The organism is Elizabethkingia miricola, assembly GCF_001675285.1.
GTDB lineage: Bacteria > Bacteroidota > Bacteroidia > Flavobacteriales > Weeksellaceae > Elizabethkingia > Elizabethkingia miricola.
Genome location: NZ_LSGQ01000003.1, coordinates 374,106 through 394,233, shown reverse-complemented (window position 1 = coordinate 394,233; position 20,128 = coordinate 374,106). Strand labels below are relative to the sequence as shown.

At 36.5% G+C, this 20,128-nt stretch carries 20 protein-coding genes; 12 read left to right on the top strand and 8 right to left on the bottom strand.

The window, feature by feature from the left end:
• Positions 1-7: 7 nt before the first annotated feature.
• A complete protein-coding gene (locus ATE49_RS04740) occupies positions 8-661 on the top strand; it encodes a ComF family protein (protein ID WP_065081253.1) in 654 nt (217 codons plus the stop codon).
• Between the two features lie 5 nt (positions 662-666).
• On the opposite strand, the gene upp is transcribed toward ATE49_RS04740, so the two are convergent.
• Entirely contained in the window at positions 667-1,317 is a 651-nt protein-coding gene (gene upp / locus ATE49_RS04735; RefSeq protein WP_065081252.1) for a uracil phosphoribosyltransferase, read from the bottom strand.
• Positions 1,318-1,426: 109 nt separating this feature from the next.
• Here upp and ATE49_RS04730 point away from each other — a divergent pair, with 109 nt between their 5' ends.
• The 3 genes from ATE49_RS04730 to ATE49_RS04720 are packed head-to-tail and all read left to right on the top strand — an operon-like array spanning position 1,427 to position 6,734.
• A complete protein-coding gene (locus ATE49_RS04730) occupies positions 1,427-5,347 on the top strand; it encodes a Pls/PosA family non-ribosomal peptide synthetase (RefSeq protein ID WP_065081251.1) in 3,921 nt (1,306 codons plus the stop codon).
• A gap of 44 nt (positions 5,348-5,391) precedes the next feature.
• Complete coding sequence (locus tag ATE49_RS04725) at positions 5,392-5,877, top strand: GNAT family N-acetyltransferase (RefSeq protein ID WP_161583451.1); 486 nt, start codon at positions 5,392-5,394, stop codon at positions 5,875-5,877.
• A 14-nt stretch (positions 5,878-5,891) separates the two neighbouring features.
• On the top strand, positions 5,892-6,734 hold the full coding sequence (locus ATE49_RS04720) for a carboxylesterase family protein (protein WP_260255560.1): 843 nt from the start codon (positions 5,892-5,894) through the stop codon (positions 6,732-6,734).
• A 20-nt stretch (positions 6,735-6,754) separates the two neighbouring features.
• Here the strand turns inward: ATE49_RS04720 and ATE49_RS04715 are convergent, their stop codons facing one another.
• Positions 6,755-7,402 carry a 4'-phosphopantetheinyl transferase family protein gene (locus tag ATE49_RS04715; RefSeq protein WP_065081249.1) on the bottom strand — a complete coding sequence of 216 codons (648 nt, stop codon included), beginning with the start codon at positions 7,400-7,402 and terminating at the stop codon, positions 6,755-6,757.
• 54 nt (positions 7,403-7,456) lie between these two features.
• A complete protein-coding gene (der, locus tag ATE49_RS04710; protein WP_065081425.1) occupies positions 7,457-8,767 on the bottom strand; it encodes a ribosome biogenesis GTPase Der in 1,311 nt (436 codons plus the stop codon).
• 227 nt (positions 8,768-8,994) lie between these two features.
• Between der and ATE49_RS04705 the strand changes: the two genes are divergently transcribed.
• From ATE49_RS04705 to murA, 4 genes are all read left to right on the top strand, one after another.
• Positions 8,995-9,474, top strand: a complete 480-nt coding sequence (locus ATE49_RS04705) for a heme-binding domain-containing protein (RefSeq protein WP_034868598.1) — start codon at positions 8,995-8,997, stop codon at positions 9,472-9,474.
• A gap of 7 nt (positions 9,475-9,481) precedes the next feature.
• Positions 9,482-9,901 (top strand): thiol-disulfide oxidoreductase DCC family protein, encoded by a 420-nt coding sequence (locus tag ATE49_RS04700; protein ID WP_065081248.1) that lies wholly within the window; start codon positions 9,482-9,484, stop codon positions 9,899-9,901.
• Positions 9,902-9,976: 75 nt separating this feature from the next.
• Positions 9,977-10,636 (top strand): DUF4290 domain-containing protein, encoded by a 660-nt coding sequence (locus tag ATE49_RS04695; RefSeq protein WP_034868592.1) that lies wholly within the window; start codon positions 9,977-9,979, stop codon positions 10,634-10,636.
• On the top strand, positions 10,636-11,943 hold the full coding sequence (gene murA / locus ATE49_RS04690) for a UDP-N-acetylglucosamine 1-carboxyvinyltransferase (protein WP_034868590.1): 1,308 nt from the start codon (positions 10,636-10,638) through the stop codon (positions 11,941-11,943). Before ATE49_RS04695 ends, murA begins: the two co-directional genes overlap by 1 nt.
• 54 nt (positions 11,944-11,997) lie before the next feature.
• Here the strand turns inward: murA and ATE49_RS04685 are convergent, their stop codons facing one another.
• The 3 genes from ATE49_RS04685 to ATE49_RS04675 are packed head-to-tail and all read right to left on the bottom strand — an operon-like array spanning position 11,998 to position 15,015.
• Positions 11,998-13,992, bottom strand: coding sequence for a DUF2207 domain-containing protein (locus ATE49_RS04685; RefSeq protein WP_065081247.1), 1,995 nt, complete (start codon positions 13,990-13,992; stop codon positions 11,998-12,000).
• Between the two features lie 2 nt (positions 13,993-13,994).
• Positions 13,995-14,549, bottom strand: a complete 555-nt coding sequence (locus ATE49_RS04680; protein WP_065081246.1) for a LemA family protein — start codon at positions 14,547-14,549, stop codon at positions 13,995-13,997.
• Between the two features lie 19 nt (positions 14,550-14,568).
• The gene (locus tag ATE49_RS04675; RefSeq protein WP_078795983.1) at positions 14,569-15,015 is read right to left on the bottom strand and encodes a DUF1801 domain-containing protein; all 447 of its coding nucleotides are present in this window, start codon (positions 15,013-15,015) and stop codon (positions 14,569-14,571) included.
• A gap of 105 nt (positions 15,016-15,120) precedes the next feature.
• On the opposite strand from ATE49_RS04675, the gene ATE49_RS04670 reads away from it, so the two are divergent.
• From ATE49_RS04670 to murB, 3 genes are read left to right on the top strand one after another with little or no spacing between them, the layout of a single operon-like run.
• Positions 15,121-16,314 carry a pyridoxal phosphate-dependent aminotransferase gene (locus ATE49_RS04670; protein WP_065081244.1) on the top strand — a complete coding sequence of 398 codons (1,194 nt, stop codon included), beginning with the start codon at positions 15,121-15,123 and terminating at the stop codon, positions 16,312-16,314.
• A gap of 18 nt (positions 16,315-16,332) precedes the next feature.
• A complete protein-coding gene (locus ATE49_RS04665) occupies positions 16,333-16,812 on the top strand; it encodes a hypothetical protein (RefSeq protein ID WP_065081243.1) in 480 nt (159 codons plus the stop codon).
• A complete protein-coding gene (murB, locus tag ATE49_RS04660) occupies positions 16,812-17,831 on the top strand; it encodes a UDP-N-acetylmuramate dehydrogenase (protein ID WP_065081242.1) in 1,020 nt (339 codons plus the stop codon). The genes ATE49_RS04665 and murB overlap by 1 nt, the downstream gene beginning before the upstream one ends.
• Positions 17,832-17,881: 50 nt before the next feature.
• On the opposite strand, the gene hemB is transcribed toward murB, so the two are convergent.
• Positions 17,882-18,871: a porphobilinogen synthase gene (hemB, locus tag ATE49_RS04655; RefSeq protein ID WP_059156911.1), complete on the bottom strand. Its 990-nt coding sequence runs from the start codon at positions 18,869-18,871 to the stop codon at positions 17,882-17,884.
• Between the two features lie 104 nt (positions 18,872-18,975).
• Between hemB and ATE49_RS04650 the strand changes: the two genes are divergently transcribed.
• Positions 18,976-19,335, top strand: a complete 360-nt coding sequence (locus ATE49_RS04650; RefSeq protein ID WP_065081241.1) for a T9SS sorting signal type C domain-containing protein — start codon at positions 18,976-18,978, stop codon at positions 19,333-19,335.
• Between the two features lie 45 nt (positions 19,336-19,380).
• Here ATE49_RS04650 and deoC read toward each other — a convergent pair whose 3' ends face one another.
• A complete protein-coding gene (gene deoC / locus ATE49_RS04645; RefSeq protein WP_065081240.1) occupies positions 19,381-20,124 on the bottom strand; it encodes a deoxyribose-phosphate aldolase in 744 nt (247 codons plus the stop codon).
• Positions 20,125-20,128: the final 4 nt, after the last annotated feature.

Below are 20,128 nucleotides of genomic sequence, written 5' to 3'. Positions count from 1 at the left end.
ATGAGTTATGAATTTATTTACGGATATATTATTTCCAAACCGTTGCCTTCAATGCAATCACATTATTGGCGGAAAAGATATTATTTGTGAAGAATGCTATGATCAAGTAGATTTCATCCATTGGGAATCATTACCGGAGACACCATTGCAACAGAGATTATCTTCTCTTTTTCCTATCGAGAACTCTTATGCTTTGATGAACTTTGAGAAAGAAGGTCTAAGCAGAAAATTAATCCACAATCTCAAATATGCTAATCGCGAAATTATAGGAGATACATTAGCCCGGTGGACAGCAGAAAAAATAAATCTAAAGTCAAAACCCGATATACTGATTAATATTCCGCTACATATCAAAAAACTAAAAAAACGGGGATACAATCAGCTACATCGCTTTACAGAAATATTATCAAAGGAATGGAATATTCCATATAATCATCATTATTTAAAAAGAACAGCTTACAGTACTGCTCAAGCCAGAAAAAAATTGATACACAGAAAGGAGAACCTCAATATATTCACAGTTCCTAATCCTGTTGAAAACATTCATTTTCTTCTTATTGATGATGTATGCACTACCGGGAGTACCTTGGCTTCCTGCGCCTGGGAGATACTAAAAACGCCCGGCAATAAGCTGAGCGTTTTGGTTATGGCAATTGATTAATTTGTTTATCGCTGTAATTTTTCCCCATAAGAAAGATCACCTGCATCTCCTAGTCCTGGTGTAATATAACCTTTGGACGTAAGGGCAGCATCTACAACACCTACCCAAAGATGTGCTTCAGGGTAAGCTTTACGAATCACCTCAACTCCTTCTTTACTTGCAATTGCCGCTACAATATGCATTTGTGATGGTGTTCCGTGGGTCAATAGATCTTTTATTGCTTCAATAAGTGATGCTCCGGTTGCTAACATAGGATCTGCAATAATCAACGGACGACCTGTTAAATTAGGGCAGGTAAGATAATCCTGCTTTATAGAAAAATAGTCATTTGCATCATGTTTTCTGTATGCTGCTACAAAGCCACAATCGGCTTTATCCAAATAATTCAGAATCCCCTGAAATAATGGAACTCCGGCTCTCAGGATTGTAGTAATCACTGGCTGTACTGCAATTTCTTTTGACCTGATTGTCTCCAATGGCGTTACAATCTCAACTTCTTTTTGTTCAAGCTGCTTGCTAATTTCAAATGCTGCTATCTCTCCGATACGTTCCATATTTCTACGAAACTTCATCCTATCTCCCTGAACACCAACATTTCTTAAATCATTAATCCACGAATTGACAAGGGAAAAGTTTTCTGATAAAATATAAAGCATGAATTTTTATTTTGGGTTAAACAAAAATACGATTAAAAAAACTGAATCAAAAGCTTTACGGATACAAAAAAATATTACCTTTAGTTAATTATTTCCCCACCAGAACTTTATGAACAAAAGCTTTATTTTAGGCAAAATAGCACCGGAATTTATTAAAAACGAAACTTTACCGGAGCTATTGATTCCCACTTTTGAAAAATATAAAACCAAACCTGCTTTTATTTTTAAAGACAGGACTCTTACATATGAAGAATTAGACAACTGGAGTAATGCTATAGCCTTGCGACTAAAAGAAGAAGGCGTACAGGAAGGCGACTGTGTAGGTGTATGGTATCCAAGAAGTATGGAACTCCCGGTTGCTATATTAGGAATACTTAAAGCAGGAGCCTGCTATATACCTCTGGATAGAGAAATGCCTGAAGATCGTATCAAAATGGTATTTACAGACATCAATGTGAAAACTTATTTTTCTGATACAGATGCTGGCATCCATTGCAGCCCCATTATTATTCCGGAGCAACCAACAGAAAAAGTTTCACTTCCGGAAGTTGCTATTAATCCGGATAATTGGGCATATGTACTTTTCACCTCCGGGAGTACCGGAAATCCGAAAGGCATCCCTATTTCTCATCGAAATATATGTCACCTGATTCGTTCTGAAGAAGATTTCATTGGTATTAAAGATACCGATAGAGTTTATCAGGGCTTTTCTGTATCGTTCGACATGTGGTGTGAAGAGGTGTGGATAAGTCTTTTTGCAGGTGCTACAATATGGATAGCAGATGCTACCACTGTCAAGGCCATAGATGAACTCAGTACGGTTTTAATAGAAAATAAAATTACTATTCTGCATGCCGTTCCGAGTATCTTAGCCATTATAGATGAAGTTCCAGCTTTACGGCTTGTAAATGCAGGTGGCGAAGCCTGCACCAAACAGGTTCAGGAAAAGTGGGCAAAACCTTACCGTACATTCATCAACAGCTACGGACCAACAGAAACTACTGTTTCTTCTAATATGGCAATACTAAATGCCACACAGGAACTTACTATAGGACCACCATTACCCAACTACCACATTGCCGTTGTGGATGAAAACATGAATATTGTGCCGCATGGTGAACGTGGTGAAATGATTATCTCTGGCCCGGGTGTAAGCAAAGGATATTTTAATTTACCAGAACTTACTGCACAAAAATTCCTGCCCAATCCATTCCCTGAATTACCGGGGGATACAATATATAAAACTGGCGATGCTGTTGCTTTCAGAGAAGATGGCTTCATTGATTTTCAGGGAAGAATCGACGATCAGATTAAGCTACGGGGCTACCGTATTGAGTTAGGTGAAATAGAAACCCGCCTTAACCAACTGGAAGGTGTTTCCTCTGCAGCTGTTACGGTAAGAGAAGATGCAAACCAGCAGGGGCAACTGGTTGGTTATGCTGTCATGAAATCTGACGCAGATTTTAATGAAAACGAAATGCGCAAAGAGCTGGCAAAATTTCTGGCTCCTTATATGGTTCCGATCACCATTATAAAAATGAAAGAAATGCCACGAATGCCAAGTGGCAAAATAGACAGAAAAAAACTACCCTTACCCGATAGCTTCTTAGTACAGGAAAGTACAAGCCATATCGAAATTGGGGAAAATGATTCTGTAGATGAAAAACTTATAAAAGTTCTCCACATTGTATTTCCTGGAAAAGATATTAACCTGTCTCAGGATTTCTTCACTGACCTTGGCGGACACTCCCTACTGGCAGCCACTCTTGTTTCACATTTAAGACAGAAAGCTGGAATACCTTATGCCTCTCTTAAAGATGTATACGAAAACCGACCACTTTCAGCATTTACAGAAGTTCTACAGAAAAAACAAGATACAAAAGCAGAACGTAAAGAACCTTTCCAAAAGGCATCTACCTTGCAATACTATCTTTGCAACTTAGCACAAACACTAAGTTTACTGGTTGTATACGGGCTACTAAGTATCCAGATATTCTTTCCATATCTCGCTTACTATTATTTCCAGCTAAACGGTTTCGGCCTGCATTACGCTTTACTAAGTGCAATGTTATTATACACCCTTATCCCGCCAGTTTATTCCTTAATTATACTTATTACCAAATGGCTGGTTATCGGAAAAATAAAAGAAGGAGATTACCCGTTATGGGGTTGGTATTACTTCAGATGGTGGTTGTGGAAAACTGTAAAAAGATTAATGCCATCTGAATTTATTGTAGAAACTCCTCTTTATCCTAAATATTTACGCTTATTAGGTGTAAAAGTGCATCCGTCTGCTCAGTTAAGCTTACTACCAATTGCAGCCGAAGACCTTGTAACCATAGACGAAAATGTAACAACCAGTTCCGGATGCTGTATAGACAATGCTTCTGTGGAAAACGGAATATTAAAAATACGCAAAGTACACCTAAAGGCACATTCCTATATAGGTTCTTCTGTTGTGGTATGCGGTGAAACTACTATAGAGGAATTTGGAGAGCTACAGGATCTTAGTTGCCTGAATGAAGGCGAGAAAGTAGGTTACGGAGAAGTTTGGAACGGAAGCCCGGCACAGAAAATAAGAACAAAAACAACAGAAGAAACACAACAACCTAAATTAACTTCCGCAGGAAAAAGAAGTTTATTCTCGTTGTTCTATGCTATATCACTGTTTTTCTTTCCATTGATTATCGTATTACCACTAGCTCCTACCCTTTATACATTATACTATCTGGATGAACGTTCATCGGATTATAATTTCTATTATTTGTGGCAGGCACCGATACTTTCTACCGTTTACATTTTGTTATTTATTCTGGTTGTAAGTTTCCTTACCAGACTACTACAAATCAAGATGAAACCCGGTGTATATCCGGTATACAGTTTTACTTATTACAGAAAATGGGTAAAAGATCAGATTTTCAATATATCTTTGGTCGTATTACATCCTTTATTCGCATCTATCTATATCTCCAAATTTTACAGAATGATGGGAGCCAAAGTAGGGAAAAATTCAGAGATATCCACTGCGAGTGATGTATCACACAACTTACTGGAAATTGGTGAAGGGTCTTTTATTGCCGATGCAGTTATTCTGGGAGAACATGATGTAAGAAATGGGCAGTTAATATTGGCTAAAACAAAAATTGGCAACAATAGCTTCGTAGGTAATAGCGGACTGATACCACAAGGATATCAGCTGGGAGATAATATGCTTATTGGTGTTCTAAGTAAAACACCGACTGAGGAACAGTTAGCCAATTCTGCAGAGAAAGACTGGTTTGGCTCTCCACCTATCGGACTGCCTTCCCGCCAGAAATCCGATATATTTAACGATCATCTTACTTATAATCCACCGGCATCTTTAAAATTCGCACGTGCTATTGTTGAAGGTATAAGAATTATTCTGCCACAAACCATTATCATTATATGCAGTGTACTTTTTATAGCATACACAAGTATCTATTTGGAAGGCAGAATCCCATTATTATTAGTATTATCACCATTCTATTATCTTGGAATCGTTGCATTGCCGGCTTTCTTCTTTACAGTTTTACTTAAATGGATTTTTGTAAGAAAATATAAAAAGACAGAAATCCCGATGTACAGTCTGAGAGTATGGCTAAGCGAGGGAATTACAACATTATACGAAGCTTTGGCTATTCCTTTTTTCCTTGATGCTTTACGCGGAACAATGTGGCTCCCAATCTTTATGAGATTTCTGGGTGTTAAAATCGGAAAACGAGTATGGCTGAACACAACAGACATTACAGAATTTGATATGGTATCTATTGGGGACGAATCTATGCTGAATGAAGAATGTGGACCACAAACACACTTGTTTGAGGACCGGATTATGAAAATCGGCAGTGTAAAAATCGGAAAGCAAACTACCATTAGCGCCAGAAGTATTATTCTTTATGATACTGAAATAGGAGACAATGTACATGTAGATGCTTTATCTTTAGTAATGAAGGGAGAAGTTCTTTCCGACAATACATCATGGCATGGCAGCCCGGTAAGGGGGAAGTAAATATTGAAAACCTATTTCACCAGACAAATTTCATAAAATACAAAATGGAATATCAGATCAGGAAAATAAAAATTAGCGAACATTTACCTATAGTAGATGAGCTGGTAGGAGAACTTCATCTCTCCGAAAGAGAGATGAACGAACATACTGCGAACTGGAAACATATCCGAAAAAATTATATGCGGTTTATGGAAGATTGTGAAGATGAGAATGACGGTTCTTTTCTTATCGCTGAAGTAAATGGTAAAGCTATAGGTTTTATTTTCGGTTATATTGATGAGAAAGATAACAGTAATTTTGAGCTGGGTGATGCTGATGATCTGTATGTTTCTGAAGGCTATGTAAAAAAAGAATACAGAAAGAACGGAATATATACAGCACTAAATAAAGCTTTTGAAAAAATGTATCTGGAACAATATAAGATCCGCAAAATCTACAGATTCACTTTATGCAACAATGAAACGATGCAGCGTTGGTTAGCTTCACAAGGCTATCAGCCTGTAAGGCTTTTGTATGAAAAATGGATATAATTACAATACAAAAAATGATTAAACTCTATTTCCGAATCATTCAGGGAATCACTTTTCTTTACCTTTCCACTTTAGGAATAATGTGGGGACAAACGCATTTATATAACAATACTAAAGTAGACAGTATTACATTTGTTAACACCAGAAAAGCATTAAATAATCTTTCTATAGATAATTACCAAAAAAAAGTCTTCAGCTACAAAGACAAAGAACTGCCTTACAGATTTCTTTTACCCCAAAATGTTGATAATAAAAAGAAATATCCTCTGGTTATTACATTTCATAATTCATCCAGAATTGGTCACGATAATGAAAACCAGTTAGAACACCTTGCCAGAATATGGCTTCGGAACGATATTTATAGTCGATACAATTGCTTTGTTATAGCACCACAGTTTGGAAAACGCTCATCCAATTATGCTGAAAATAATGAAGGCACTCTTGTCTCAAAACCTTCTGAAGATGTATTGGCATTACCAGAACTCATTAAGAAAATAACAGCCGAATATCCGGAAATAGATAAGAACAGAATATATCTGGTTGGTTATTCCATGGGAGCTTCTACAGCTCAGGATTTACTAAGTATTACTCCCGAAACATTCGCAGCAATCGTTTCTATTGCCGCAGTTCCAAATTTTTCTAACCTTGATAAAATAAGAAACAAAAAGATATGGCTTATTCACGGAGGTGAGGATAATGAAAATCCGTATGCCGGAAGTGAGATGCTTTACAAAAAACTCAACGGGAACAAAAATCTTTTATTCACCACCTACACATATCTTAACCATAATAATATTATGATTCCTTTTCTATTGAATGATGAGATTCCGAAATGGTTATTTGAAAAAAGAAAATAGCGATGAGCTCCTGATGAGGCTTAGTCAATTGATATGTTGTATACACTGATTTTTACAGATGGGTTTTCCGATGCTATGAAAACTTTATAAAGTTCTGAGATAAAGACTTCGTTTGTAAAAAAATCCTGACCATTGACCTGTATACAATCCGGCAAGGTATTTACTTCATTTAGCTCTTTAGAAACCCCTAAGCCATAAGCCTTTAGTACAGCTTCTTTTTTCACCCATATATTATAAAAGTTATCCACAGAATTCTGACTTTTCAATAAATAATCCTGTTCCTCAGAATGAAGAAAATCTTTATAAACTGAAACATCCAGGGGATTTAACACCTCGACATCAACCCCGCATTTATTATTTACAGAAGCACAGACTACACATAAATCTTCGCTGTGTGCAGATGAAAAATTAAAGTGATAGTCTTCCAGATAAGGTTTAGAGTTCTCGTCTTTTTTTAGTCTTTTCCAGTCTAATTGATAATCCGGATAAAATTGATGAAATAGCTTTTCAGTTAAAAACTTAGACAATACCCTGGCCTGTTTGTCTTTCTGATTCTGATATTGTGATATAGAAAATCTTAGTTCTTCCGGAAGTGTATAGAAAAAAGCATCTATTTCTTCGGGTGTATTTTGAGAAATAAAGGTATAAAAAAGTATAACCTCCATCATACAGCAGGATTTTAAAAACCCTTGCTAAGAGTAATCTTAACAAGGGTTTCTTTATTATTTTTGTCTGAAATATACTTCTATCGGAACTCCGGTAAAACCAAACTCTTTACGCAGCTGATTTTCGGTAAACCTCTTATAAGGCTCCTTCACATATTGTGGAAGGTTACAGAAAAATACAAACTGTGGAGAAGGTGTTGGCAACTGTACACAATACTTAATTTTTATATACTTACCTTTTATTGCTGGCGGTGGTGTCCCTTCGAATATTGGTAACATTACCTCATTAAGCTTGGAAGTTTTAATTTTCTTCTGACGGTTTTCATACACCTCCATTGCTGTTTCTACGGACTTCAGAATTCTTTGTTTTGTAAGAGCTGAAACAAAAAGAATAGGAACATCAGAGAACTGACCAATTTTATTACGGATCGCCTGTTCAAAATCACGCATTGTATTGGTTTTCTTATCTTCAACCAAATCCCATTTATTAACAAGGATTACAATACCTTTTCTGTTTCTCTGAGCAATACCAAAGATGCTCATATCCTGAGCCTCCCATCCTAATTCAGCGTCTACCATAATAATTACTACATCCGAATTCTCAATAGCTCTTACCGAACGCATTACAGAATAGAACTCAAGATTTTCAGAAACTTTGTTCTTTTTACGCATCCCTGCGGTGTCTACCAATACAAATTCGTGTCCGAATTTGTTATATAAACTTTGAATACTATCTCTTGTTGTACCGGCTATATCCGTAACAATATTACGTTCGTTATCTAAAAGAGCATTGGTCATTGTAGACTTACCAACATTTGGACGGCCAACAATTGTAATTTTAGGAAGACCTTCAAACGGATCTTTATATTCAGTTGTAGGGAAATCTCTTACCACATCATCTAACAAATCTCCAGTACCAGAACCCGTAGCAGATGAAAGTGTAAAATACTTATCAATTCCTAATTGATAAAATTCCGTTGCCGGAAGCTCTTCTCTTGAAGAATCAACTTTGTTTACAACAATATAAACAGGTTTATTCGACCTTCTTAGTAAATGATAGATTTCATAATCTGTATCTGTAAGACCTTCTTCAACATTCATCATGAAGATAATGGAAGTAGCCTCATCTACTGCAAGCTGTACCTGCTTACGGATCTCTTCTTCGAATACATCATCAGTACCTACATCATAACCACCTGTATCGATTACGGTAAACTCTACTCCGTTCCATTCCGATTTTCCATAGTGACGGTCACGGGTTACTCCGGCTGTAGAATCTACAATAGCTTCTCTTCTCTCTAAAAGTCTGTTAAACAGGGTGGATTTTCCAACGTTGGGGCGCCCAACGATTGCAACAATATTTGACATAAAATTTTGTTTCTCTTCGGCCTCACTCAGTGTATAGTATAGTCTGAGCGAAAAAGAAGACGTTAAAGAATGGGTTACCCGGTCTTTCCGAGCCCAAAAATTTTTGCAAAGATACAAATTTAGTTTGTTGTTACCAGTTTTATATTTTCAGCAAAATAAGTTTATATATTGAAGATGAGCATACAAGCAATATTTTTTATAAATTTGATAAGGAAACTTCACTTTCAATGAAAAAATTTTTGGTTATACTACTGGTTGCTTTCATTATCATTCAGTTTTTTCCGATTGATAAAGTCAACCCACCTGTGAATGAAAGGATGGATTTTCTTACTATAAAGAAAACTCCCGAAGAAGTCAGTAAGGTTATTAGAAATTCCTGTTACGACTGTCATTCCAATGAAACTAAATATCCATGGTACAGTAATATTGCTCCTGTATCCTGGTGGATGAAAGATCATATTATTGATGGTAGAAAACATCTTAATTTTTCTACCTTTGCACTTTATGACACTGAAAGACAACTCCGAAAGCTGGATGAGTCTGTAGAGATGATTGAAAAAGATAAAATGCCTCTGGAAACCTACCTTCTGGCTCATCAAAATGCCAGACTTAGTGACACAGATAAAAAGATGCTGATCAAATATCTGAAAAATGCCAGAACAGATACCGAAATCAGATATAATACGACTGAACAGGAACAGCCGTAACAAAAAAATGCATATACAAAATAAACATATTGTTCTGTATGATGGTGATTGTCCGATGTGCAATTACTGGGTAAATTTTATTCTGAAACGCGACGATAAAAACAAATTTATGTTTGCCGCACTCCAATCAGATTTCGGACAGGATTTTCTGAAAAAGAGAAACCTGAACCACACAGAATTCAATACAATTTACCTGTTAAAACCTCAGCAATACTACCTGGTGAGATCTAAAGCAATCTTTAAGATCTTTGCTTTACTGGGTGGTATATATCGTCCATTATCATGGATGAAGTTTATACCCGAATTTATTTCTGATACCATTTATGATTTTGTTTCCCGAAACCGGAAAAAAGTAGACGTTGAAGCCTGCCCTATTTTGACCATTGAGGAGAAAAAAAAGTTTATAACTGAGCCATTTCTGACCTAATTCAGAATACTTTTGGGAATATAAAAACCAAAATAAAAACACTATCTTTGACCCTTATTTTACATCCGTCTATCAATGGAATACAATACTGAAAGAACACCATTATATATGCCTGAGTACGGGCGCCTTATACAATCTCTGGTAGAGCATTGCAAAGCACTTCCTACCAAAGAAGAACGAAACGAAATGGCAAATGCTATTATCGCTTTCATCGGGCAAAGGAATCCACATCTTCGGGATGAAGAAAATTATAATCATAAGCTTTGGGATCACCTTTTTATCCTTGCAGATTATAATCTGGATGTAGATTCACCCTACCCGATTCCTACCGCTGAAGAATTACAGCAGAAACCTAAAAAACTAGAATACCCTTCTTATGATAACGAGTATAAGTTTTATGGGAAAAGCATTCTGCAACTTATAGATAAAGCTATTTCTCTTCCAGAAGGCGAAGAAAAAGAGGCTCTGATTCAGGTTATTGCCAACAATATGAAGAAGTCGTATAATGTTTATAACAAAGAGCATGTACAAGACGAGGTAATCTTCAGACATCTAAAAACACTTTCCAACGAACAACTTGATATTACAGGTGTTGATTCTTTAGAAAAGAGTAAGATTTATCATTCTGGCAATAATCACAGAAACAAAAATCAGAACCAGAATCAAAATAATAAAAACAACCAGCAGAAAAGAAGAAATTTCCAGAATAATCATAAAAACAACCGAAAGAATTAATGAGTAACGCATTTCAAATACGAGGAGGAAAGCCTTTATCCGGAGAAATTACTCCACAAGGTGCTAAAAATGAAGCATTGCAGATTCTTTGTGCCGTGCTTTTAACAGGTGATGAAGTAAGAATTAAGAATATACCAGACATTAAAGATGTTAATCAGCTTATTGACATTTTAAGAGATCTGGGCGTTATTATTACAAAAAATGGTAAGGGTGATTACACCTTCAAAGCAGATAACATTAACTTCGATTATATCAAGTCTCCGGAATTCAAAATGAACGGAGCAAAGCTAAGAGGTTCTGTTATGCTTTTAGGTCCGCTTTTAGCACGTTTCGGTGAAGCTTACATGCCGACACCGGGTGGTGACAAAATCGGAAGAAGAAGACTAGACACTCACTTTCAGGGGTTCGTTGAATTAGGAGCTGAGTTTCATTATGATGAAGAACAATATTTTTATTCATTAAAGGCCAAAGAACTTCATGGTAAGTTCATCTTACTGGAAGAAGCTTCCGTAACTGGTACAGCTAACATTCTAATGGCTGCTGTTCTGGCGAAAGGAAAAACCAGAATTTATAATGCTGCCTGCGAACCTTACCTTCAGCAACTTTGTAAGATGCTGAACAGAATGGGAGCTAACATTTCCGGTGTAGGATCAAACTTATTAACTATTGAAGGTGTTGATCATCTTCACGGAACCGAGCATACAATGCTTCCGGATATGGTAGAGATAGGTTCATGGATTGGACTTGCAGCGATGACGAAGTCTGAAATCACTATTAAAAATGTTAACTGGAACCAATTAGGAATTATTCCTGATACTTTCAGAAAGCTTGGAATACAACTGGAGAGAAGCGGAGAAGACATCTACATTCCTGCACAGGAACACTATAAGATACAGAAGTTTATTGACGGTTCTATTCTTACCGTTACCGATGCTCCGTGGCCAGGTTTCACTCCGGATTTATTGTCTATTGTTTTAGTTGTTGCCACTCAGGCAAAAGGGACTGTTCTGGTTCACCAGAAGATGTTCGAATCCCGTTTGTTCTTTGTGGATAAATTAATCGACATGGGAGCACAGATTATCCTTTGCGACCCGCACAGAGCAACAGTGGTAGGACTAAACCACGAAGCTCCACTAAGAGGTACAACAATGACATCGCCGGATATTCGTGCCGGAAACGCACTGCTTATTGCAGCTTTATCAGCCGAAGGAAAATCTATTATTCACAATATAGAACAGATTGACAGAGGTTACGAAAATATAGATGGAAGATTAAAAGCTCTGGGAGCAGATATCCAAAGAATATAATAACACATAAAAAAAGCATTCAGAAAATTCTGAATGCTTTTTTTATGTGTGAAGCTACCAGCCACCGCCACCGCCGCCACCGCCACCGCCGCCGGAGAATCCACCACCACTGGAACCGCTGCTAAAGCTAGAGCTGCTTCCTGATGAACTACTACTTGAAGGCGGAGTTGAGCCTGAGGAGATAGAGTTGGTTAAGCTGGAGTTAAGTGTATGTCCCAGACTCGCAAATCCAATCGTACTTCCGGTATACCAGTCGTTGGTATAATCCACAGACATCTGCTGCAGCGTATCCTGAAATTTTTCACCCCAAATTTTATCCACACCCAATACCATTGCGTATGGTAGATAAGTTTCAAATATAGCCGGCGTCATCTGCGGAGGGTTGTGAAACTTAATAACCTGGTTTTCCGCTGCACCCATATACATTTTAAAACCTTCTATAAGTGACTGTTTGCGTAATTTTTCTTCAGAAGGTCTTTTGATAAGGTATCGGTAAACAAAAAGAAAAGCTATTCCAGCTATCAGAAAAAGAAAACTGGATCTTGTATTCTGGTCAAAATTTCCTTTAATAAAAAACACGGTAAAGCCAATAAAGAACGGGAGAAAAAATATTGCAATAAAAGCTATAATACATCCTTTATTCAGTCCTTCCATTTTAGAGATAAGAACCATTGTAACCGCAAAGAAAATAATAACGAAGATTAGTCCGAACATTCCGATTACCAATTGCTCTGTAGAATCTCCAATAATACTACTTACAATAAAAGTCAATATAAAAACTGCAAAAACAACTATAGCCGGAAGTACAACTTTATTGCCATTATTTCCTTCTTTAATAAAAGCTTTGTACTGAAAGGTCATATTGTGAGTAAAGTTGCCCACAGCTTTCTCTATTTTGCTGCTATAGCTGCCATCCAACGTTATTGTAGAAGACTTACCAAAAAGATCGTTCATTAGTCCAATCTCTTCTTTAGCCAATTTCGGACTTGGTTCCTTTAACTTGGTAATTTCATATTCTTTCCCGGAAGACAATCCTAAAAGGGATTTCTTTGTAATTTCTTTTATTATAACAAACTTCTTTATAGCAAGATTTACAAGTGCCGCCGTAAGGTAATTTGTATTGTAACCTTCATGATGTATATATCCTAATTCTGCTGGAGACATGTCTTCCGGCACATTAAATTGTGGATAAACTACAGGCTTTTCCGGATCCACTCCATACTTTTTCCAAGAATTATATCCATACAGCAATAAGCCTCCAAAGACCAGTAACAGAAATATACTGATCCCATATTTTTCTATGAATGATGGCGGTGGTGGTGGCATTACAATTCCTTTAGGGAATCCAACAGAAATAGTCAGGTTCTCCCGACTTAAGAGACTTCCCCCCTGCCATTCAATTTCATTATCAGAAATAATCTTTGAAGAACAGTTTTGTGCCCTACTTCCCTCTACTCCTGAATAACAAGCATTTTGTAATATTTTAGCTCCCTGAGGCAAGTGAACTGTCGCCGAAATTTTGTCTATAGGAAAATCCCAGGCCATACCATTTACATTCCAATACAGCTCATCATACTTAGGAAAGAATCCTATCTGATCTGGTGTCTCATATGTAATCTGATAGGTATATTTCCCCGGATCCAAATAAGTATCTTCATTCCCTACATATATTGTCTTTTGACTGCTCTCATATGTAGTAGAATAATGTTCTGTCACACCATCTTTCTTAACAGAAAGAATTTTAAACTTAACTTTTTTCGTCTTCCCGTTCAGATTTCTCACAGAGGGAAAGGTTCTGAAAATCCCTCTTTTAAAGTTGTATCCAAGACTGTTGATAACTATAGTTTCGGTAACTGTAAGTGATGAATTTTTATGAACTGTAATATCTGAATGAAAAGATAAAATCCGTTCAGTCGGTTCTGTGTTTTCTGTTGTTGCACTATCTCCTACGGCATCTGCAATTGCAGCAGCCGCTGCCGCCGTAGCCTGTTCCTGGGCTTTAAAAAACAGGACAAAAGAGAATAATACAAATATAAATAAACGCTTCACTCTTAAAATTTTACAGAAGGAACTTCTCTTTCAGCGGTATTCTGCAACTCGAAGAAAGGTACTTTTTCGAATTTATACATATTTGCAATAATGTTGCTTGGGAAGGATTCTACAAGTGTATTATTCTCCCGTGCGGTGCCATTGTAATATCTTCTGGATTTTTCGATATCACTTTCCAGAGAGGAAAGTTCATTTTGTAGTTGCTGAAAATTAGTATTAGCCTTCAGATCCGGGTATTGTTCGGCCACAGCAAATAAATTCATCATAGCCTGATTAAGATTTTTCTCAGCAGCTTCTTTCTCCTGTACAGAACCGGCATTTTTTGCCATAGTCCTCGCCTGCGTTACACTATCCAGTGTTTCTCTTTCGTGTGTAGCATATCCTTTTACAGTTTCAACCAGATTTGGAATAAGATCATATCGCTTTTTCAGCATAACATCAATACTGCTCCAGGCTTCCTGAACCAGATTTCTGAATTTAACCAACTTATTGTACACAGAAACCCCATACAACAAGACTATAACAACAAGTGCAATAACAACAATAAGTGCAATCATAAGATTATTTTTAGTTTAATTATTTTTTAAAAACAGTTTCATATTTTTCAATCCACATTTCCGGTGATATTTTAGCGCTTAATTCAGCAATTATACCATATGGAATATCATCCATTTTTTTGAACCGTACACAACTTTTCCCCATATCCAGTTTATATTTTGCATGTTGTGTATAACTTTCCTGAAACCATTCCAACAGATCTTTATCGGCATATATACCCATATGATAAAATGCCAGAAAATTCTTCTGACTGGCCAAGCTTAGAAAAGGAAGCGGTGTACCCGGGGCACAATGGTAACCCGCAGGATATGAAGATAATGGAACAACCCATGTAAGCATTCCGTATGCTTCAGTTAATTGAAATCCCGGCGGCAAATTATCATGAATTGCATTAAACAATTTTTCAAAAGATATTTTTCTCTCATCAGGGACTTTTTCCAGATATGTTTGTATCAGGTTACTCATCATCATTTATTTTCCTTAAAAATAAACAAATTTATTTCGTCGAACAATGAAAAGTTTTTCCTTTAAAATTTAGTAAATTTGTTACTCGAAAAATAAATCTTAGAAATGCCAAAAATATCGAACAGAGCCGAACATATGCCGGCTTCACCAATCAGAAAATTAGTTCCTTTCTCTATTGCTGCCAAGCAAAAAGGAATAAAAGTTTATCACCTTAATATTGGACAACCGGATATTGAAACGCCTCAATCTGCACTGGATGCTCTAAAAGATATTCATTTAAAAGTTCTGGAATATTCTCTTTCCGAAGGAAATATTGAATACCGTGAACAATTAGCAAAATATTACAATAAAATTGGTTTTACAGACATCACACCAAAAAACTTTATTGTGACCAATGGTGGATCTGAAGCTTTAAATTTTGCTATCTCTGTACTTTGTGATCAGGATGATGAGATTATTGTACCTGAACCATATTACGCAAACTACAATGGTTTTTCCAATGCATTAGGTGTAGTGGTAAAATCTATCCCGTCTTCTATCGAAACAGGTTTTGCATTGCCTCCAATTGAAGAGTTTGAAAAGAAAATTACTGATAAAACTAAAGCTATACTTATATGTAACCCTGGTAACCCTACCGGATATCTTTACACAAGAGAAGAGCTTGCTAAACTTGCTGAAATTGCATTAAAACATGATATTGTAGTAATCTCCGATGAAGTTTATCGTGAATACGTATACGACGGAAAAAGCCAGGTGTCTATGCTTGCATTCCCTGAGCTTGCAGACAACTGCATCATTATCGATTCTGAGTCCAAGCGTTACAGCATGTGTGGTGTAAGAATTGGTTTCATGGTTACCCGTTCACAAAAGATTTTAGATGCGGCAATGAAATTTGCCCAGGCAAGACTTAGCCCGGTGCTTATCGGTCAGATTATTGCTGCTGCTGCACACGTTGATGACGATGCATATATCCGTTCAGTTCGTGAAGAGTACACAAAACGTAGAAACCTTTTAGTTGATTTGTTAAACAGTATCCCTGGTGTTATCTGTCCTAATCCTAAAGGAGCTTTCTATTGTATGGTGGAGCTTCCGGTAAAAGATACTGACGATTTTGCACAATGGTTACTGGAATCTTATAACTTCAATGGTGAAACTATTATGGTTGCTCCTGCCGGAGGATTCTATTCTGACCCTGCATTAGGTAAAAAGCAGGTAAGAATGGCATACGTGCTAAAAGAAGAAGATCTTAGAAAATCTGTTGAGGTTCTTAGAAATGCTCTTCAGGTTTACAAAGATTAATTTAAATAAAACTTTAAGATGTCAGCAATAAGGCTTTATAAATGGAAAACCATATTATTAACGGCATTATTGCTGATATTTTTTTCATGTAAGGAAGAAAAAGCTTCAAAGGATATAGCTATCCCCTCTGAGAAAATAGTATCTATAGATATTACAACTGAAGGTGGAAACTTAGGCTATTTCAGAAATATCCGGGTAAATAAAGATTCTGTTTCATCTATACAAAGACAAGCTGATACTGACCATCTGAATAAATCTCACAAAAGAGCAATTACATCCACAGAATGGAATAAATTAATTTCGGAAATTGATCTATCCTCAGTATCAAAAATTAAAAATGGTCCAAGTTATCAGCCTTTTGATGGAATAGATGACATATGGGAAATAAAAACTTCCACCCGTACTTATCGTGTTATTAACGGAAAAAAGGACACAGATAATTACAAATCTCTAGAAGCGGTATATTCGCAGCTAGAGGAATTAATCCAAAAAAAATAATGCAGTTACAGGAAAACTTTTCATTAAAACAATACAATACATTCCAGGTCGAAGCCAAAGCTTTATTCTTCCTTGAAGTTCAGAGCATTGAAGAATTAAAAGAAGCGCTTCAATTTTCAAAAGAGAAAAACATTCCCTATCTGATTCTCGGAGGCGGGAGTAATATGCTTTTAACTAAGGATTATGAAGGCCTGATCATTGCTTTACGCCTGAAAGGAATTACAGAAGAAAAAGCCGATGAAAACCATATTCTGGTTACTGCAAAGGCAGCTGAAAACTGGCATCAGTTTGTTCTTTATTGTATTTCTAAAAATTATGGCGGACTGGAAAATCTTTCCCTGATTCCAGGTAATGTAGGGACATCACCTATCCAGAATATTGGTGCTTATGGTACTGAAATAAAAGATACTTTCCATTCCTGCAAGGTTTTGGATACTGAAGATTTCAGCGTAAAAACATTAAATCTGAAAGACTGTCATTTTGGTTACCGCGACTCTATCTTCAAAAGTACGGCAAAAGGACGTTATATTATTCTGGAAGTAAGTTTCCTTCTTACAACCCGCGAGCACAAAATTTCTGCAACTTATGGAGCTATACAGCAGGAATTGGATAAGAATAACATTACTACAATTACTATAAAAGATATTTCGGATGCCGTAATTGCTATAAGACAAAGCAAACTTCCGGATCCTGCTATAACAGGAAATGCAGGAAGTTTCTTCAAAAATCCGGTTATCCCGGCTGCACAGTTCAACAGCCTGAAAATAACATTTGAAAATATCCCTAACTATCCTAACGGAGATGAAGTAAAGGTGCCTGCTGGCTGGCTAATCGAACAATGTGGCTGGAAAGGCAAAACAATTAATAATGTTGGCTGCCATCCGTTACAGGCATTGGTTATTATTAATGCCACAGGAAATGCTACAGGAAAAGAAGTATTCGATTTTTCATCACAGATTATTAATTCCGTAAAAGAAAAATTCGGAATAGAATTAGAAAGAGAAGTTAACATCCTATAAACAAAAAGCTGTTTCAAATGAAACAGCTTTTCTATCTTAAAATCTCAGATTTATTTATTCAAAAGCAATGAAGCCTCTTTAGCAAAATATGTAAAGATTAAATCTGCTCCAGCTCTCTTAATGCTGTGTAAACTTTCCAGAATAACTTTGTCATTATCTAACCATCCGTTCTGAGAAGCTGCTTTTAGCATTGCATATTCTCCACTCACCTGATATACAGCAATTGGCTGAGTAATAATTTCTCTTACTTTTGCTACAATATCAAGGTTTGGCATTCCCGGCTTAATCATAATAATATCAGCACCTTCATCCACATCATCCAAAACCTCACGGATAGCTTCACGAGAGTTTGCAAAATCCATTTGGTAAGTTTTCTTATCCTTAGGAATTTCCTGATTATCTACCGGTGCACTATCCAAAGCACTTCTAAACGGTCCGTAAAAAGCACTTGCATACTTAGCAGCGTAAGAGATAATACCAACATTGGTAAATCCATTTTCTTCAAACGCCTGACGTATTGCAAAAGTACGACCATCCATCATATCAGAAGGAGCTACAAAATCAGCACCTGCTTCAGCATGAGAAAGACTCATTCTTACTAACGCATCTACCGTAGCATCATTAATAACTTCTCCTTTTTCTATAATCCCGTCGTGACCGTAAACTGAATATGGATCTAATGCAACATCCGGCATAACAATCATATTGGGCTCAGTATCTTTGATAAGCTTAATTGCAGCCTGCATTAACCCATTCGGATTCCACGATTCCTTTCCTGTATTATCTTTCAGATTATCGCTTACTTTAACGTAAACATTAACCGCTTTTATACCGTGTTTATAAAGATCTTTTATCTCTTCTTTTAAAAGGTCTAAAGAGTGTCTGAACACACCTGGCATAGAAGCTATAGGTTCTTTTTTTCCGCTGCCTTCCATTACAAAAATAGGAAGCACAAAATCGTTGGTAGTTAGTGTAGTTTCACGCACTAAATCTCTAACAGACTGACTTGTACGCAGTCTTCTGTTTCTATTAAAATTCATGAATGAATTATTTAAAATTTAATACAAATTTAACTATACCGGAGCCGTAAACCTATTATTTTGTGATTTGTTTTTTCTAATTTCGTCATAATTAAACATGACATTTGAGAGCATTTTTATTTTATTTATTTCTGTTTGCCATTTTATCCTTTGTGCCACATCTGGCATATAGTGATCCTGAGAAACAACAGGCATCTTCATTAAGTGATTCTTCAAAAAGAAGTGTCCCTGTTAATCTTATCCCTACGGGCAATCATGAATTAAATTTACAAATCGAGGACTCTCATTTCACGTTAAAATCGGTTACCATATATGCTATAATAGGCAAACCAGTGATGGAACTAAAGAACATAAATCTGAATATGGTAAAATTACCAACAGAACAGCTGAAGCCTGGAAAGTATCTTATAAAGTATACACTCAGTAACAATATCGATCAGGTAATACAACTTGTAAAAGAATAAAAAAAGCCGCTTCATAGAAGCGGCTTTTTTTATTCTTTACGGATATTAATAATCTCCTTTCGAAGTATTTTCTCCGATTAATGCTAAAGCTGAAGATGTTCCAATACGCTGAACTCCCATCTCTACCATTTTTTCAGCTTCCTCCGGAGTTCTCACTCCGCCGGCAGCTTTCACTGGCAATCTCCCTGCATTTTCCAACATAATCTGGATACCTTCTACAGTTGCACCATTAGGCTTTCCGCCTTCGGTTTTATAGAAACCTGTAGAGGATTTTACAAAAACTTTATCCACATTTTCAGAGAAATTTTCTTCTGTCCATGTAGCAATTTTTTTAGTGATATCTGCAATCTGATCATTGCTTAATGCAGCAATTTCTATAATCCATTTTGCAATTTTACCATTTTCTAATGCTAATTTGGTACAAGTAATTACCTCCTCCTGTACCAAATCGATATTTCCGTTTTTGTAAGCTTCATAATTGATTACAAAATCCAGCTCATCTACTCCGTCTTCAATTGCCTTTTGGGCTTCCGCTACTTTCTCCCCAACCGAAGCTGTACCTTCATGAAAACCAATAACAGTTCCTACTACTACAGATGCTCCCTGCTGCTGAAGAAACGCTTTTGTTTCTTTTACATATTCAGGACGGATCATTACAGCAAAAAGCTGATGATCTATAGCCTCTTGTGTAAGGTTGTGTACGGTTTCACGGGTTTGCTTTTCTGTAAGACCAGATTGTTGAGGTGTTTTAAGATAAGTGGAATCTAAATAATCTTTTATGCTCTTCATTATG